15 protein-coding genes are annotated in these 16,346 nt (G+C 26.3%); 5 read left to right on the top strand and 10 right to left on the bottom strand.

The window, feature by feature from the left end:
• Positions 1–176: 176 nt before the first annotated feature.
• Both BN8917_RS02985 and BN8917_RS02980 read right to left on the bottom strand, forming a co-directional pair.
• Positions 177–2,213 carry a hypothetical protein gene (locus tag BN8917_RS02985; RefSeq protein ID WP_066870423.1) on the bottom strand — a complete coding sequence of 679 codons (2,037 nt, stop codon included), beginning with the start codon at positions 2,211–2,213 and terminating at the stop codon, positions 177–179.
• A 430-nt stretch (positions 2,214–2,643) separates the two neighbouring features.
• Positions 2,644–3,840: an NADH:flavin oxidoreductase gene (locus BN8917_RS02980; RefSeq protein ID WP_066870420.1), complete on the bottom strand. Its 1,197-nt coding sequence runs from the start codon at positions 3,838–3,840 to the stop codon at positions 2,644–2,646.
• Between the two features lie 157 nt (positions 3,841–3,997).
• Here BN8917_RS02980 and BN8917_RS02975 point away from each other — a divergent pair, with 157 nt between their 5' ends.
• Entirely contained in the window at positions 3,998–4,561 is a 564-nt protein-coding gene (locus tag BN8917_RS02975; protein WP_066870417.1) for a TetR/AcrR family transcriptional regulator, read from the top strand.
• 98 nt (positions 4,562–4,659) lie between these two features.
• Here the strand turns inward: BN8917_RS02975 and BN8917_RS02970 are convergent, their stop codons facing one another.
• Together BN8917_RS02970 and BN8917_RS02965 are read right to left on the bottom strand one after the other, a co-directional pair.
• A complete protein-coding gene (locus tag BN8917_RS02970; RefSeq protein WP_066870414.1) occupies positions 4,660–5,070 on the bottom strand; it encodes a peptide deformylase in 411 nt (136 codons plus the stop codon).
• Positions 5,071–5,236: 166 nt separating this feature from the next.
• Positions 5,237–6,238 (bottom strand): alpha/beta hydrolase, encoded by a 1,002-nt coding sequence (locus tag BN8917_RS02965; RefSeq protein WP_066870411.1) that lies wholly within the window; start codon positions 6,236–6,238, stop codon positions 5,237–5,239.
• 492 nt (positions 6,239–6,730) lie between these two features.
• Between BN8917_RS02965 and BN8917_RS02960 the strand changes: the two genes are divergently transcribed.
• From BN8917_RS02960 to BN8917_RS02945, 4 genes are all read left to right on the top strand, one after another.
• Entirely contained in the window at positions 6,731–7,423 is a 693-nt protein-coding gene (locus BN8917_RS02960) for a YjjG family noncanonical pyrimidine nucleotidase (RefSeq protein WP_066870408.1), read from the top strand.
• A 432-nt stretch (positions 7,424–7,855) separates the two neighbouring features.
• Positions 7,856–8,500, top strand: a complete 645-nt coding sequence (locus BN8917_RS02955) for a TetR/AcrR family transcriptional regulator (protein WP_066870405.1) — start codon at positions 7,856–7,858, stop codon at positions 8,498–8,500.
• Positions 8,501–8,582: 82 nt separating this feature from the next.
• The gene (locus BN8917_RS02950) at positions 8,583–9,428 is read left to right on the top strand and encodes an alpha/beta hydrolase (protein ID WP_066870401.1); all 846 of its coding nucleotides are present in this window, start codon (positions 8,583–8,585) and stop codon (positions 9,426–9,428) included.
• A gap of 503 nt (positions 9,429–9,931) precedes the next feature.
• On the top strand, positions 9,932–10,822 hold the full coding sequence (locus tag BN8917_RS02945; protein WP_066870398.1) for an SDR family oxidoreductase: 891 nt from the start codon (positions 9,932–9,934) through the stop codon (positions 10,820–10,822).
• 72 nt (positions 10,823–10,894) lie between these two features.
• On the opposite strand, the gene BN8917_RS02940 is transcribed toward BN8917_RS02945, so the two are convergent.
• The 6 genes from BN8917_RS02940 to BN8917_RS02920 form a co-directional block, all read right to left on the bottom strand.
• On the bottom strand, positions 10,895–11,092 hold the full coding sequence (locus BN8917_RS02940; protein ID WP_066870395.1) for a hypothetical protein: 198 nt from the start codon (positions 11,090–11,092) through the stop codon (positions 10,895–10,897).
• A gap of 165 nt (positions 11,093–11,257) precedes the next feature.
• Entirely contained in the window at positions 11,258–11,410 is a 153-nt protein-coding gene (locus BN8917_RS14015) for a 23S rRNA (pseudouridine(1915)-N(3))-methyltransferase RlmH (protein WP_235829974.1), read from the bottom strand.
• A gap of 115 nt (positions 11,411–11,525) precedes the next feature.
• Positions 11,526–12,338 (bottom strand): MerR family transcriptional regulator, encoded by an 813-nt coding sequence (locus BN8917_RS02935; RefSeq protein ID WP_066870392.1) that lies wholly within the window; start codon positions 12,336–12,338, stop codon positions 11,526–11,528.
• Positions 12,339–12,532: 194 nt separating this feature from the next.
• A complete protein-coding gene (locus BN8917_RS02930) occupies positions 12,533–13,249 on the bottom strand; it encodes a hypothetical protein (RefSeq protein WP_066870389.1) in 717 nt (238 codons plus the stop codon).
• Positions 13,250–13,440: 191 nt separating this feature from the next.
• Positions 13,441–14,148, bottom strand: a complete 708-nt coding sequence (locus BN8917_RS02925) for a hypothetical protein (protein ID WP_066870386.1) — start codon at positions 14,146–14,148, stop codon at positions 13,441–13,443.
• 95 nt (positions 14,149–14,243) lie between these two features.
• Positions 14,244–16,343 (bottom strand): hypothetical protein, encoded by a 2,100-nt coding sequence (locus BN8917_RS02920; RefSeq protein ID WP_066870383.1) that lies wholly within the window; start codon positions 16,341–16,343, stop codon positions 14,244–14,246.
• Positions 16,344–16,346 lie beyond the last annotated feature (3 nt).

Genomic DNA, 16,346 nt, shown 5'->3' with positions numbered 1-16,346 from the left:
TCTAACAGGTAATATTTTATTAGGTTATTACATTTACAAAATAAAAAACCTCATTATTTCTAAATGAGGTTTTGATAATACTTTTACAATATAAGTTCCTTTTATTTATAATAAAATTATACTTTTCTGTACTTAATGTTCATATTATAATATATATTTAAATATTTATAATTTAACTATTCATTTAAGCATGCTTTAGCATAAAACTCAAACTTTCGTCCTGCTTCTTTTAAAGATTCTAATGCATAATACCCTTCCTTAGTTTTTCCTACACATTCTATTAATGGTGATGATAATAATTCAAGTATAGCTTCAATTTCCTTTAAATCAGGTTTAATATCAAATCTCTCATCATTTCTAATAGAACGATAAATATCTCTAGCAAGCAATATTCCCTCTGTTACTAAATCTGTACTTTCTTCTGCTAAACAATTCATTATTGCTTCTACTAAATACCCATATCTTTGAATTTTATTACGTTCATCATTTAAAACACTTAAATTAACTAACCCTGCTTTACTAAATATTTTTCTATAGATACTTATTTGAACAGGAATCTCCATATGATTTCTTATTATCTCTTCTAAATTATTTATATCAATAAGAACTACATTATGCTCTAAAGCTCGCTTAACTAAACGGTCACCTTGAAATGAATATCCAACTACTACAGTATAATCAGCATTATGTAACTTTTTATGTTCCATTAATGTATCAAAATTAATTAAGCCTTCAGTAACATTTCCAGATGCAGTTGATTTAGTATCTACAGTAACTTTATAAGATAATTTAGCTGCATTTTTAGTTTCTAATAATATATCTGTTTTTCCAGGCCCTCCAAGCCATTCAGCTTTAAATCCTAATAATTCAAATGTTTCTCTTATTGCTTTTTCAAACCTACTTGGATTTGATGAATCCTTAGAAGCTAATCTAGCTTCCGTTAATATACTATCTACTTTCTCATTAATAATCTTTTCTGTTAAGTCTAATTTATTTGTTTCATCTTCATTAGATATATTAACTTCCTTTTCCTGAAGATGTATAAATTTTAATAATCTCTTTCCTCGTTCTGTTAAAGAATAGCTTTCAGCTCCATCTTCTCTTATAAGATGAGCTTCTTTAAATAAGATAATCCTTTTTCTTATTTCATCTATATTTTCACGATTAAACCCATAAGATACTTTTGCTATAACAGCTAACTCCTTTGCACTTAGCCTTTTCTCTTCTAATTCTTTAAGTAATTCAAATATAAATAAAAACTTTATATGTAAACAACAAAGTAAATCAATTAAATTATTTTTCTTTAGCCATAAATCTCCTAAATCAGTTATTTTATAAGTACTCCTACTTTTTCTATCAATAAATTCTATACTATTTAATAGTGTAATAAACATATTTGATGATGAAACTGATATACCATATAAATTTTTTGAATACTCACGAATTATATCTTGTGTTACTTCTTCACTCATCAGCTGTAAATATCCTATAAAAGTTTCTACTGCATTAGATACATTACCAGGTATATATCCAATAGATGATTTCCTTAATTTTAAATTTTCTTGGTCTATTTTACACTTTTCTATTGCCCAATCTGATATTGGTATATTCTCTTCATTTATTGTACTATCTATTTCAATAGTAATCTCCTCTGGTCTTATAATATCTATATTTTGTACAAATTCTTTTCCCTTATTTGTAAGTGAATATTGTAATAAATAATCTTGAAAATCTACTAATCCAAGTTGTCTAAGCCAAGTTAATCTATTATTTATCTCAGATGTTGTTTTCCAATTTAAATGATATTCATTAATAGCTATTTCATACAAATCTTGCATTTTTTTAGGTTTTTCTAAAAAATATAAAATTTCTCCAACAAATCTTATATTCGCGCATAAAATAGCTGTTAAATATAAATCATCCCCTGTCTCTAGCCAACGTTTACTTTCATCTGAAATCTTCCAAATTCCATCTTTTTTATATACTAATCCTATAGGCCTTAACCATATACATAAACGTTCTAATGTAGCTTTACTATCACTTCCTTTAAACTTTAAAACTGTTTGATTAGGTTTTCCTTCTTTAATAGCTTCTAAGATAGATTTTAAAACCACTGCTTGTCCCTCTTCCCCCCTTGGTATCTTCGGTATAGAAAATACCTTCACATTCCACTCTCTATTTTCTGGATATTCTTCTTTTTTAACTACTTTCATAACTTCATGCTCCTTTTTTTGTATTTAAAACTATATATCTTTCTAATTTATATATAACTATTCTCTTCTATCATTAAATTAGTGCCCTATAAAGAAATTAAATTTAAAGTACTAAATTTTTTTCACTAATTTAATCTATAAATATAGATATCTTTATAAATGACTAGTAATGAATATAACTATATTTAAGTCTAATATATTTATTATACAATTTCCAGAAAGAGTATCTTTTTTCTCTAATTTCTCTTTATTACTTATATAACTAACTATTGTTAATTACTAAAATTACTTAATATACTTTTAATAAATTTATAATATATTTCTGCTTATAACCGACTACTAAAAAATTATTTTATACTTATAGAATAAAAAACCTCATTATTTCTAAATGAGGTTTTGATAATACTTAAATTAAATTTTATTATATAAATTATAAATTCTTTGGTAATTTTCCATAATAACATCTAAGTGGACGCTCTTCAATACCAATAATACAATAATTACAGTTTATACATCTAGATTCTGTTTGCTTACCCTCTTTAAACTTTTTAACTATATTAGGCTCTATTATAAAGGGTTTAGCCATCGCAACAAGATCACTCTTATTACCTTTTATAATTTCTTCTATTTCACTTAGCTTTCTTATTCCTCCGACTGTAATCACTGGAATACTTACTTGCTTTTTAATTTTTTCTGCACTATCTAAATTATATAATCTATGAGGTGTGGGACTTTTGAATTTTCTTTCAAGTACTGGCTTAGCAAGATTTCTAATAGGCTTTGGTATCTTTTTAATTCTAAAATTATCATGTTCCATAATTTCAAATGGGAAATCTCCTCTAAGAGTAAAGAAGCCATCCTCTGCTATTCCACAAGATACAGTAATAGCATCACATCCAGTCTCCTCAAGATATTTTGAAATCTTAATAGCTTCATCTATATTCATACCATCATTTGATTTTTCATAAGCATTTATCTTAGCTATTATTGTATAGTTTCCCACTACTTCTTTTGCTTTAGATAAAATTTCTTTTACAATTCTAAATCTATTTTCTGTATTTCCACCCCATCTATCCTTACGTTTATTCATATGTGGTGATAAAAATGAGGATAATAAATATCCATGAGCTAAATGTAATTCTACACCATCAAATCCTGCTTTTTTAGCTCTTTCTATACCTTTCACGAAATTATCTATTATTTCTACAATCTCACTTTCCGTTAATTCATGAGGCTTATCCTCATTATATAACTTATCCTTGATTGGAGATGGTGCAACTGTTGGATATCCTGTCATCTTTGATCTTGTCTGTCTTCCACAATGTGCAAGTTGTAATATTATAGGCGTATCATACTTATGAACTCTATCAGCTACTTTTTTAAAAGAATCAATCTTTTCATCACTATCTATCATATTCATAAATGGAACTTTACCATTTTGCATAATTCCAACAAATCCTGTAACTATTGCTCCAACTTCACCTTTTGCAAGTTGCTCATATTTTTTGATTAACTCTTCAGTTGGTTCTCCATTTTCGTTAGCCATACTTTCATGAGCTGCTGATCTAATAATTCTATTATTTAAAACAATCTTACCTATTTTAACCTTTTCAAATACTTGATTCATAAAACTATACCTTCCATACTCTATTTTAACTTTAGATTATTATTTACTTACAACTAGCACTAATTGACAATCATCCAGATTTTGATATGATAATATCATCAAGTTTGACAAGTGTCAATGTTATAACAACAACTTATACAAAAAGGAGATTTTGTCAATGTATAAAGGAAATAATAAAATTGCATTACAATCACAGCAAATGATTGTTGATGCATTTATGAAACAATTAAAAGATAAACCATTTCATAAAATAAGTATTAGTGAACTTTGTAATGAGGCAATGGTATCAAGACAAACATTTTATAGCTTGTTTGATTCTAAAGAAAATATTCTATATTATGAATATGAAAAATACGCTCTAGATTTTTCAGATCATTTTATTAATGAAGATATAATTACAATTCGTAAATTAGTACATGTATTTATTGAATACATAGCTCAATATGATGAGCTTTTTACAATACTAGTGAATAATAATTTAACTGAAATCTTAGGGAATGGCATAAGAAACTCTCTTTTGAGCTGTGAAAAATTATCTTTTTCTACTGAAGATTTAAAAAATGATTATGCTATTTCATTTATCTCTGGTGCTTTAGTTGAAATGACAAATAAATATATTAAAAATGGAAAAGTTGATGATTTGAATATGATTGAAGAACTATTAGTTGAGTTATTTGAAGGTAAATATCTTTCAGCATATAGTGAAGAATCTAATTCTTAAGTAAAAAAATAGCTTTCTATGAAAATTAAATATTATCATAGAAAGCTATTTATATCTTAAAGCTTATTAATTAATCTTGTTATAAACAATTTTATCTCTTAGATTATTATACCTTCGAAATGATCCATTTCATGTTGGATAATCTGTGCTGTAAATCCACTAAATACTTGCTTATGTTTTTTAAAGTTTCTATCAAGATATTCTACCTCTATTGTTTCATATCTCATTGTTTTCCTAAAGCCAGTTAAAGATAAACAACTTTCTTCTGTCTCATAAGCTTTTTCCTTCTTTAATATAACTGGATTCACCATAGGAACTATCATATCACCCATACAAAATACTAGTATGCGCTTTTTAACTCCTATCATATTAGCAGCCATACCAACACATTCATCTAAATTTGCTCTTAATGTATCTACTAGGTCATCAACAACTGCTATATCATCTTTAGTTGCAATTTCTGATTTTTGTCCTAGGAATACTACATCTTTTACAATTGGTCTTATCATCTTTATTCCAGCCTTTCTATGTATATTCTATTTATTTAATAATATTATAACTTGTATTATTATTTTGATAATAGCTTAATAATCTACAATTTATCTCTAATCAATATCTAACTTTAGTAAAATCCTCGTTTATTTATGATACTATTCATTATTACTTATTCTAACTCTATTTATCATAAAATGCAGAGTAAAGAGCTTTAGCACGTTTTTCAATCATTATCTTTGTTATTTCAGTATTTAAAAACATATCATAACCATGGAAAACATTTTTTATATCTTCTAGCTGAACTTTTACACCTGCTGATATCAGTGACTTAGCATAATCTATACCTTCATCATAAAGACAATCATATTGTGCTGTCTCTATATATGCAGGTGGCAACTTTGAAAAATCCTCTGCTAAAATTGGACTTGCATACTCTTTCTTTTCTTTAATACCATTTCTTAAATAGACTTTCCACATCTTTTTTATTAAAGTAGAATTCCATAATGGACTATCTACATATTTTTTCATAGTTTCAGTTTCCATACGTGAATCAATTACTGGATAAATCAACATTTGAAAACACAATTTTATATCAGTTTCATCTCTACACCATAATGTACATGCACCTGCTAATGCTCCACCAGCACTATCACCACCTAGTGCAATTTTCTTTTTATTTACATTAAGTTGCTTAGTATTTTTCCATACATATTGAATTACATTACAACAGTCTTTAAAAGGTATTGGAAATGGATATTTATCAGCTGTTCTATAATGAACAAATATAGCCATACATTTTGCTCTCTTAACATATTCACAAACCAACTTATGCATATATCGCTCATCTTTAAGGAAAAAGCCACCACCATGAAAATAAATAATACAAGGAATATTCTCATTCATATCTTTTGGCTTATAAATACTTAAAGGTATATTTTCTTCATCTTCAGCCTTAATATATCGTATTTCTCTAATAATATCATCAGATGTTTCTGGCAATCTCTCTTTAGATAATAATCTATTAGCTAGCCTAACATTCGATAATGTTAATACTTTATCTGGTATACTGAATTTATTCATTAGATAATAACCTTTTGCCAAAGGATATTTCCTATCACGATAATAACACCATATTCCTATTAGCCCAGCAATACCTGCTGATGTAGCAACTATTTTTTTCATTATATCTTCTCCTTCTTAGAACTATCTCAGATCACTCAATTTTAAATTACACTTTTGTATATCAGTTGTTACATCTATTTTTATTGTAAATTCAATAGTATTACCTACACTCATAAAGTATCTAAAATAGTCTGCTCTATCAAATTTTTTCATATCTATTATTCTATATAATTTGATAGTATAACCCTGCATCTCTTAAATTATTTCTTAGCTGATTAAATTGGGATTATATAAAATATAAATATAACTTATATATAATTACTCAACAGATTACTATAACTAAATTTGAAATTCTTTATTAAAACTTAATAAAAATCGTACCTACTCATAATCATTTAGTCATCCAGATTATACATAATAAATAGAAATACACTTAAATATTTAAGCTTATTATGGTAAACTTTACTAAATAACTTTCTATAGAGCAGAAATGTTATATAAAAAAGATCAAGAAAGAATTAAATTATCTATATAAAACTTGGAGGATATATTATGAAATATGAGCTTATATTATTTGATGCAGATGAAACATTATATGATTTCAAAAAATCTGAAAGAGAAGCATTTAAAAACACAATGCTTAAATTTAATATAAACTATGATGAAAATTATCATTTAAAAATTTATCAAGAAATAAATACAGCTATATGGAAAGAGTTTGAACAAGGACTTATTACACAAGAAAATTTAAAAATAGAAAGATTTAAAAGATTATCAGATAGATTAGGAGTAAGTTTTGATGAAACTGACTTTGCAAAATCATATATGGAGCATTTAGCTGATGCATCATTTTTATATGATAATAGTATTGAGCTTATAGAAATTTTAAGTAAGTCTTACAGACTTGCTATAGTAACTAATGGACTTACCTTAGTTCAAGATAAGAGGATCAGAAAATCTACTATAGCAAAATTTTTTGAGACTATAGTAATATCTGAAGAAATATTAATGTCAAAACCAAATCCTGATATTTTTGAACATACTTTAAAAACTATAAATTTCTTTGATAAAAGCAAGGTTTTAATAGTAGGAGATAGTTTAAGCTCTGATATACAAGGTGGCATAAACTTTGGTATAGATACTTGTTGGTATAACCCTAATAAGATTATAAATAAAACTTCAATAAAACCTACTTATGAGATTTCTAGTTTTGATGAACTTAAAGCTTTGCTACTTAAATCATAAAACATTTATAAATAATATTAAAGGTATAGAATTAAATCTAATTCTATACCTTTTTAATGTTTGATAAACTGTACTCCCTTACTTATAATACAGTTTATTATTACTCATTCTAAAAGCATAACTCTAAATAACTGATATAAAAAAGTTATCTTTGATTAATAATTACATATTAACTCTAATAGGTATTTATATCTTACTTCCCCCTCTTAACTGTCTTCATTCCAAATACTATCTATTTTAAAACTACTAATTTTCAGCACTATATATCCTGATTTCTAATTAAATTAGATTCAGTACAATCGTTATAAACTACTAAAACTTTGGGTACATCTTTAATTTTCATATTACATATACTATGTATTTATCAATTTACATAAATATACATATTTGATATAATATAAACATACATAATGTATGAAAAGAGGTGTATTTATGCCAAGAAACAAATATCCTGAAGAAACCGTACAAAAAATACTTGATGCAGCACTTCATCTTTTTTTGAAAAAAGGATATGAGCAAACCACTATTTTAGATATTGTAAAAAATATGGGTGGCATGACTCGTGGTGCATTTTATCATCATTTCAAGTCAAAAGAAGAAGTATTAGATGCGTTAGGCGATAAACTTTTTTTTGATAACAATCCTTTTGAGAAGGTAAGAAAACAAACAAATCTAACTGGTCTTGAAAAACTTAAACTGATACTAATACTTTCAACAGAAAGTAACGATAGAAATAAAATAAATGTTATGTCAGTACAAGCTCTTCAAAGTCCAACATTCTTAAAAAAGCTAATTGATAATAATCGAAATATAATTGAACCTCTTTATCAAGAAATTATTGAAGAAGGTATATCAGATGGCTCTATCAAAACAGATTATCCTAAACTACTTTCACAACTGATAACCTTTTTGACAAACTTCTGGACGTTACCAATGATATACCCCTCATCAATAAAAGAAAATATGGATAAACTTTTCTTTATTAAAGAAATTACAGAAAAAATGGGTATTCCTCTTTTAGATAGTGAAACAATTACAATAATCATGGAAAACACTAAAAATATGATTTCTCAATAAAATTGCCTTAAGGCAGTTTTATTTTTAGATAGTACATACATACTGTATGAATAAAAATTATAAAAGAAAGGATTGAAAGCATATGACTGGTAGAGAGTTTATTAGCATTGGTAAAAACAAAATATCAACACAATTACTTGGGGAGGGTGAAATTCTAATTGTTCTATTACATGGTGCAGGTGTACTATCTCCTATTTTAGAATTTAAAGCACTTTCTAATCTGTTAACAAAAAAATATAAAGTTTTAGTTATTGAAAACTTTGGATATGGATGCAGCGATTGTATCAATAAGGAAAGAACAGTTCAAAACATTGTTTATGAAATACACGAAATAGTTTCAAAATTTCATCACAAGCAATATATTTTAATGGGACACTCCATTTCTGGAATCTATTCGTTATATTATTCAAATCAATATCCCAATGAAGTACTAGCTTTTATTGGCATAGATTCTTCCGTCCCTAAACAAATAGATGTTTTAAATACACAAAAAATAAATATATTTATGATAAAAATAACTCGCTTTTTAATAAAAAGTGGATTGTTAAAACTAATAGCTAACAAACCTTCAAGTTTTCTACCTTCCATAGATGGCGTAAATTGGTCTAATGATGAAGCAGCCCTTTTTAAACAATTATATTTACAAAATAATTCTAACGATACAATTCTAAATGAATTACAGAACATGACTCAAAATTTTAAATCAGCTTATAATATGAAATTTGCAGATACAATCCCCACTTTATTTTTTCTTTCAAAACAAACATGTAAGCAAGTGAAAAATTGGGAGCAATTACATCTTGATATAACAAACCAACATAAACAAAATAAGGTTATTTCATATGATGGAACACATTTTTTACACTATAGTCATCCTTTTCAAATTGCTCAAGAAACTTTTAAATGGCTTACATCAATTGGATTATAGTACTTTTGTACTGAGTTTTATTTGCTACAGGAATAAAGTATTGTTTCTGCATTTATAAATAATATGATAGCTTTAAATACACATTATAAATATAATATGAAATCAAACAAGTTCCTATTTACCTTTTACTTAAAATTATTACTTATCTCTTTATAACATAATCTATGAATACTCCCTTGTTTATGATATTTTTAATAATAAAAATAGCTCTAACCATTTGAGTTCAATGACTAAGACTATAAACCTTATTTACTTATGATATGGTTCTCCGTATCAATTTTAAGTGAGGTTTATTATATTCTTTTTAGAACATCTATTAATTTATAAAGCTCTCTATAATGTATTTTTATAACATCACAAGATACTAATCCTAATTTTGAACATATCTCATCAAATCTACTTGATTTTAATTATGAAAAAGTGGAAATTCTCTTTATTAAAATCACAAATATAATTATTTCTTCATAAAATAACTAGTATTATAAATATCTAAGGAGTATATAATGAATCCATATTGTCATAATAGTATAAACTTTGAAAAGTTACCAAAGAAATTCCCACCTCAACATCAATCAGTTCAACCTGGAATAGAATCAATAATGGTTCCTAATCCTATATTTGATAATCCTGATTATAAGGGCAGTGGAAAATTAAAAGGAAAATCAGTTCTTATTACTGGTGGTGATAGTGGAATTGGTAGAGCAGTTTCTATAGCCTTTGCAAAAGAAGGAGCAAATATTGTAATATCTTATCTTTACGAAAATGATGATGCTGAAACTACAAAGAAATATGTAGAAAAATATGGTGGAAAATGCTACTTAGTTCCTGGTGATATCTCTAATAAAAACTTCTGTGATAAATTAGTTAGATTTACAGTGAAAAATTTAGGTGGAATAGATGTTTTAATAAATAATGCTGGAGTTCAATTCCCTCAAAATAATATAAACTGTATTTTACAAGAGCAACTTGAATTAACCTTTAAAATAAATATTTTCTCAATGTTCTATCTTACACAAGAAGCTTTAAAATACATGAAAAGAGGAAGTACAATAGTAAATACTACATCTGTTACTGCTTACCAAGGCAAGGAAAATCTTATAGATTACTCCTCAACAAAAGGTGCTGTAGTTACATTTACAAGATCACTTTCACAATCAATCATTAAAAATGGAATAAGAGTTAACGCAGTAGCTCCAGGTCCTATTTGGACTCCTCTTATAGTATCAAGTTTTTCAGAGGAAGAAGTAGCTCGTTTTGGATCTGATGTCCCAATGAAACGTGCTGGTCAACCTTTTGAACTTGCACCAACATATGTCTACTTAGCATCTGATGATTCCTCCTACGTAACAGGACAAGTTCTTCATGTAAATGGTGGAACTATGGTAGATAGTTAAAAGCTTTACATTAAAATAAAAAGCCTGTTTTAAATAAAAACAGGCTTTTTTTAATTCTATTTATGATACAACTCAACATAATATATCTAAATTTTCTTTTAAATTAATTATTAAATCATCTGCTTCTGGTGTAGAATACATATGTTTCATATTAGTTTGAAGCGTAAAAAGTTTATAAATAGTCCTTTTATTAGGTAATACTTCTACATTATAATAATTTTTTTCACTTTCTAAATCTTCATAGCCTTTCATTTTATATATATCTAACATCGCTTGTGTACTATTAAATTGAGGATCTGCATCAATTAATAAAACTGAATATCCATTTTCAGATTAACTAAGTATTTTTATTAATAAAAGTGTCTTAGATAAGTTATACCAATACCTAAGACAATACCTTTCATTTATTTATGGTACTATTCATTATTACTTATTCTAAAAGCATGACTCTAAATAATTAAATGGGAAAGTTATCTTGGAGAAATATATCTTATGATTAGCTCTTTTTAATACTTCATCTGATATTCCAAGACTTCCCCAAACTATAAATACAATATTTAAGTTACCTGTTATTCTACAGTTATCCATAAAAGTAAAAAACTCTTCTGATATCATTTACTTTAGTTTAAGATCCATTACTAAAACTAACATATTATCATTACATAGATTTCTAGGATTGATTATTTCTTAACCCTATTAATAATTATATATTTACTTTAACAGGTACTTGTATCTCAGTTAGCCAGTCCTCTTCACTTTCTTTATTCCAAATACCATCTATATATGATTCTCTTGGATTTCCTATCACTTCATATTTATTTTCTTTTATCCACTTAAACGCATATGAATAACTTTTACCTAAATTAGCATATGGACCTTTATGAAGTATACAAACAGCTTCATCAACTTTATCTATTACCTTAAACTTTAAAATATCACTATCTTCTTTTAATGTTGTTATAGATTCACATATCTCTACATCTATATCAGATTCTTTATATTCACCATCATAATAAATATTAAAACAGTAGCTTGGACTTGCACATACGCATCCTAATCTCATCATTTCTTTAGCCATTATATTAGGACATAAATGAAAAAGATCATCGTAGCTTTTCATCACAGTTCTCATTGATGCAACTTTAACCTCTGGTAATGATTTAATTATTATATTTTTCATTTCATCTTCCCCCTTCAAATCAGAAAGATAATTACGAAGCTTTAAAAGTTTATTTTCCTCTTTTCTTATTAACTCCAATATCTCTAACTCTTTAGCTTTTAATATTTCTTCAACTTTAGTAGAATCATCTATTACTTCCTTTATCTCATTTAAAGATAATCCCATCTGTTTTAGAGTTATTATTTTATGTAGCTTAATCATTTGATTTGTTGTGTAATATCTATATTTTGTCCCCTCATCTACATACTCTGGCTTTAATAAACCTATATCCTCATAATATCTTAATGTCTTTGTTGTTACCTTATTAATTTTTGAAAACATTCCTATTGAAAACATCTAATCACCTGCGCATTTGATTTGATAATTTAATCTTAATCTTTACCCTAAGGTTAAAGTCAATATAAATTTATAATATAATTTTTAAAACTATAAAAATAGCCTTAACTATTTAAATTAATAGTTAAGACTATATCTAACTTATGTGAATTAAATCCCTATTTACATACATTCCTAAAGATAAACTCACCATATCACTCATAAGTATTAGACTTATATTTATTATATTCAACTTTATATTTTTCTAAATACTTTTCTTTAATCATTTCACATTCCCGAGTATTTTTTTCAATAATATTATTTTTAAAAGTACATATATAACAATCTATTGCAACAAATGTCAAAAATATTTCTGCTACAAGTGATGAAATTAATTGTTCATTTATTCCATTAAAAGCCTTTATTTCTGTCATACTTATAACTCTTGTTATTATATATAATAATATAGAAATTTCATAACATAACTTTCTAATATTTACTTTAGTAAAATACTCTACCCCCTTATAATTACAATATCCACTCAATATTCCCTTTGTATCACCAGTAAGTCTAATATAAATATCTAATAATTTACCTCCTTTATAAGATGAGGTGACAAGTGTTATTATCGCTGATAGATATATTATACTTTTATAATTAATAATACCCGCAGTAATATATTTATTAATAAATGTTATTAGCACTATCAAAATAATAAATATTAGAGCCATCATCATAACTCCTACTCCATATGATGTAATATACACAGTTATAAGTGCGACAACGCCTGCCATATTACTTATTATACTTTTTATAAAATTAATTATTTTATTATTATTACTAATAATTAATATTTTTAATAATGCATTTAATACTATTATTAAAAATCCACTCATAATAATTTCTATTATTATTAAATCAGTTGATCTCATAATTATTCCAATTAGGAATATAAATATTGTTAATATGAATAATAAAATATACTTTACAATATTATTAATAATATTCCCCCTATATTTATACTTTTAAATACACATTACCATAAACTTAATAAAATTATCCCATTTTATTAATTCTAGTAATATATTTACCTATCATTCCCAGGATGCTTCTTTAACTTCAATTAGCTCTTACTAATAATATCACTTATTGTTATATACTCCATAAACTCTCTACCTATATCAGAAACCCTAGATGCAAGACTCCCATCTATAGTACATGATGCATTCGTAAAGTCAATCAATAAATTCTTAGATATTAGATTTTTTAATCTTATATTAACTAAACTTTTATCTATAGTACTTTCTTTATTACAATCATAAAATATGCTTAAAGGAGTAGTCATGTAGTAGCTATTAATATTTACTCCACTTTCCTCACATCTTTTTCTAGGATTCATGAAATGATAAAGTAATTTAATATCAATAACTAAAAGTTCATCTATATATTTTAAAAACATTGCTTGTTTATCATCATCTGTATTAATTGCTAAAGCTGTATTAATACATACATTTTTTAAAGCTACTAATTTTTCAGCACTATGTGTTCTAATTGCTAGTTGAGTTGCATTCAATACAATCGTTATAAACTGCTCATTATTTTTTAAATTTGCAATATTAAATGAATCTACTCTATCCTCTAAAATTTTTAAATCCTCGTAAAGTTTAATTAGCCATTCATCTCTTCTCTTACTCACTGGATCACTTATAACTAAATCTACCAACTCAGTAATTGCTCCACCTACAACTGGAATAAATCCTAGCGCAGCTCTACTAGCAGCTTTTATATAATCTCCTGTCTTATTTTCTAAATCACTTCTTATATCATTCATAATAACACCTCTATAACCTTTTTATTACATAAATAAATTATACTTCATCACAATATAAAAAACCATATCACTTACTTGTGATATGGTTCTCCGTACTAAAGCAACTGAGGTTTTTCTATTTTACTCTTTTGTAAAAATTTATTTTTACTTTTTTCTTCCTCACGCAGCTCTTGAAAAGTATGTATATCCAACATATAAGTATTTTCACAATATTTTATAACAATACTTTTAATTCTATTTATAATTTTATAAACCTCCTCTTCATTTAATTGCAAATCAATGATTGATTTACCACCATGTAAAAGTGGATTTCTTACATTTCTCCTTAAATCTTTTAAATAGTTTACTAACATATTTTTTTCTGTTTGTGTATTACAGCAAAATGTTGCAATACGGTTGATAAGCTTATTTCCATCATATGTAGTTGGGTAAAGCATATCCATAGCATCAAATATAGTAAGAATTGTTTGGTTAGCATCCTGAAAGTAAGTACTTTCTGCTATTCTATTTAAAGCATTACGGTTTATAGAAAATACCTCATCAGAACGCGAACCAAAAAAACAATTATAGAGTGTTTCAGAATAATCAGTCAAAGATGGAATAAATAGCGTATGAGGCTCAATATATTCTCCATAAACACGACCTGGAAGAGTGTATATTGAGCTACTCTCTTTAGGATTGATATATGCTACTCTGATTCCAGTAGCATTAATTCCAACTTTAGATGGTAATATAGTATCTTTTTTTATTTCACTTGATAAAATTAAATAATTCAACGCTTTCTGTATAGTATTACAAACAATATCAGAAAATTCATAGTAAAACGAATATTTAAACTCATTAGTTGGACTTTCCCAATAAGACTGATTTTCAATTATTGCAAAAGGACCATCAATACTAATATTTCGTAATAAAACTGTCAATATTACATCTACATCCCATACAGTAAATGATTTTTCCTCTACATTAAATTTTGAAAACAAATGATAATTTGGGAAATCACTATCTACTTTAAGTTCTTTTTCATCTGAAGCACCTGCCATACAAAGCCCTAAGCCATGCTCATACACTTCATAAAACTCTTTAACCCTATTTTTACTATTAGCTGGTAAAAATAATGTTTCTCCAATTTTTAAGCAAGTAGTTATATTTAAATTATTCACTTCAGCAAAATAGTCACATTTTCCCGAAATAGTAACTGGCATTTCACTGATAGCTATATCACTATTTGGAGAAGAGTATAAAAACTCATTACACTTTTCACATATTTTTTCATCTAGTTCAGAAAAAGTTGTTATACCAGATTTTATTGAAGCCATACAAAATCTAATAACAAGTAAATATAAATTATCCAGTAAATTATATATTTCTTCCCAAGGAAGGATATCATATAAAGATTTCCCTGCATGGATTATCTCAGTACGAACTGTTTTAGAGTAAAAATAAAGTTGTTTCGAAAGGATATCAAATTCATTTTGATTTTCAACAATGTAAGAGAGAATTCGTATTTTTTTAGCTTGAAAATTATATGAAGGGCTACAGTCTAACCCTTCAATTGTTGAAAATAAATATGCAAAGCAAGTATTTGTATCATAAATCTGTATTGCCTTAAAAAGTCTATGTAAAATATTTCTATACTTAACATAAACCTCATCTTCTCTAAAAGATAATAAAATATCATTTTCATCTGTATAGAATTCAGTAGCATCACATCCGATTCCTTCTGATAATTCATAGTAAAGTTCTTTACCCTTGATAATTTTATAAGATTCAAAATTATCACTTAATACTACTGCTACTTTACTTCCCTCATAAAATCCTGGTGTTCCTATTACTTGTTCATGAAAGGTAAAACTATTCAAAGATACTCTCAAACTATCCAGTGCATAATCCACGGGTTTTATTAACTGCTCTACTAGTTTTATTTCATCTCCATAAGTATCTAACTCATCGATATGATATATTGCAAAAGATTCATTGAATAAATCTAAAACATTGGATTTATTCAGCAAGCTTATTGAATACTCCTTATTATTTATCAATATATTGTCGCTTTCATTTACAGCAATATTTGAACTTACAGTAATATTTTTGAGTACGACAGAATGCTCTATATGTAACCTTTGTATTGGAATAAAAATTAACAATATAAATACCTCTCTTTCGGAATCATCAATATAAATAAAATTAAGCAATGC

It is taken from the genome of Clostridium mediterraneense, from assembly GCF_900091705.1.
Lineage (GTDB): Bacteria > Bacillota > Clostridia > Clostridiales > Clostridiaceae > Sarcina > Sarcina mediterraneense.
Note: the sequence above shows the minus strand (reverse complement) of the source record. Positions and strands in the feature narration are given on the sequence as shown.

Coding starts and splice junctions, on each gene's coding strand:
- BN8917_RS02935 (WP_066870392.1), bottom strand. CDS start 12,338: ATGTTTTCAATAGGAATGTTTTCAAAAATTAATAAGGTAACAACAAAG.
- BN8917_RS02970 (WP_066870414.1), bottom strand. CDS start 5,070: ATGATAAGACCAATTGTAAAAGATGTAGTATTCCTAGGACAAAAATCA.
- BN8917_RS02960 (WP_066870408.1), top strand. CDS start 6,731: ATGAAATATGAGCTTATATTATTTGATGCAGATGAAACATTATATGAT.
- BN8917_RS02925 (WP_066870386.1), bottom strand. CDS start 14,148: ATGAATGATATAAGAAGTGATTTAGAAAATAAGACAGGAGATTATATA.
- BN8917_RS02965 (WP_066870411.1), bottom strand. CDS start 6,238: ATGAAAAAAATAGTTGCTACATCAGCAGGTATTGCTGGGCTAATAGGA.
- BN8917_RS02950 (WP_066870401.1), top strand. CDS start 8,583: ATGACTGGTAGAGAGTTTATTAGCATTGGTAAAAACAAAATATCAACA.
- BN8917_RS14015 (WP_235829974.1), bottom strand. CDS start 11,410: ATGGATAACTGTAGAATAACAGGTAACTTAAATATTGTATTTATAGTT.
- BN8917_RS02985 (WP_066870423.1), bottom strand. CDS start 2,213: ATGAAAGTAGTTAAAAAAGAAGAATATCCAGAAAATAGAGAGTGGAAT.
- BN8917_RS02955 (WP_066870405.1), top strand. CDS start 7,856: ATGCCAAGAAACAAATATCCTGAAGAAACCGTACAAAAAATACTTGAT.
- BN8917_RS02945 (WP_066870398.1), top strand. CDS start 9,932: ATGAATCCATATTGTCATAATAGTATAAACTTTGAAAAGTTACCAAAG.
- BN8917_RS02930 (WP_066870389.1), bottom strand. CDS start 13,249: ATGAGATCAACTGATTTAATAATAATAGAAATTATTATGAGTGGATTT.
- BN8917_RS02940 (WP_066870395.1), bottom strand. CDS start 11,092: ATGTTAGATATATATAAAATGAAAGGCTATGAAGATTTAGAAAGTGAA.
- BN8917_RS02975 (WP_066870417.1), top strand. CDS start 3,998: ATGTATAAAGGAAATAATAAAATTGCATTACAATCACAGCAAATGATT.
- BN8917_RS02980 (WP_066870420.1), bottom strand. CDS start 3,840: ATGAATCAAGTATTTGAAAAGGTTAAAATAGGTAAGATTGTTTTAAAT.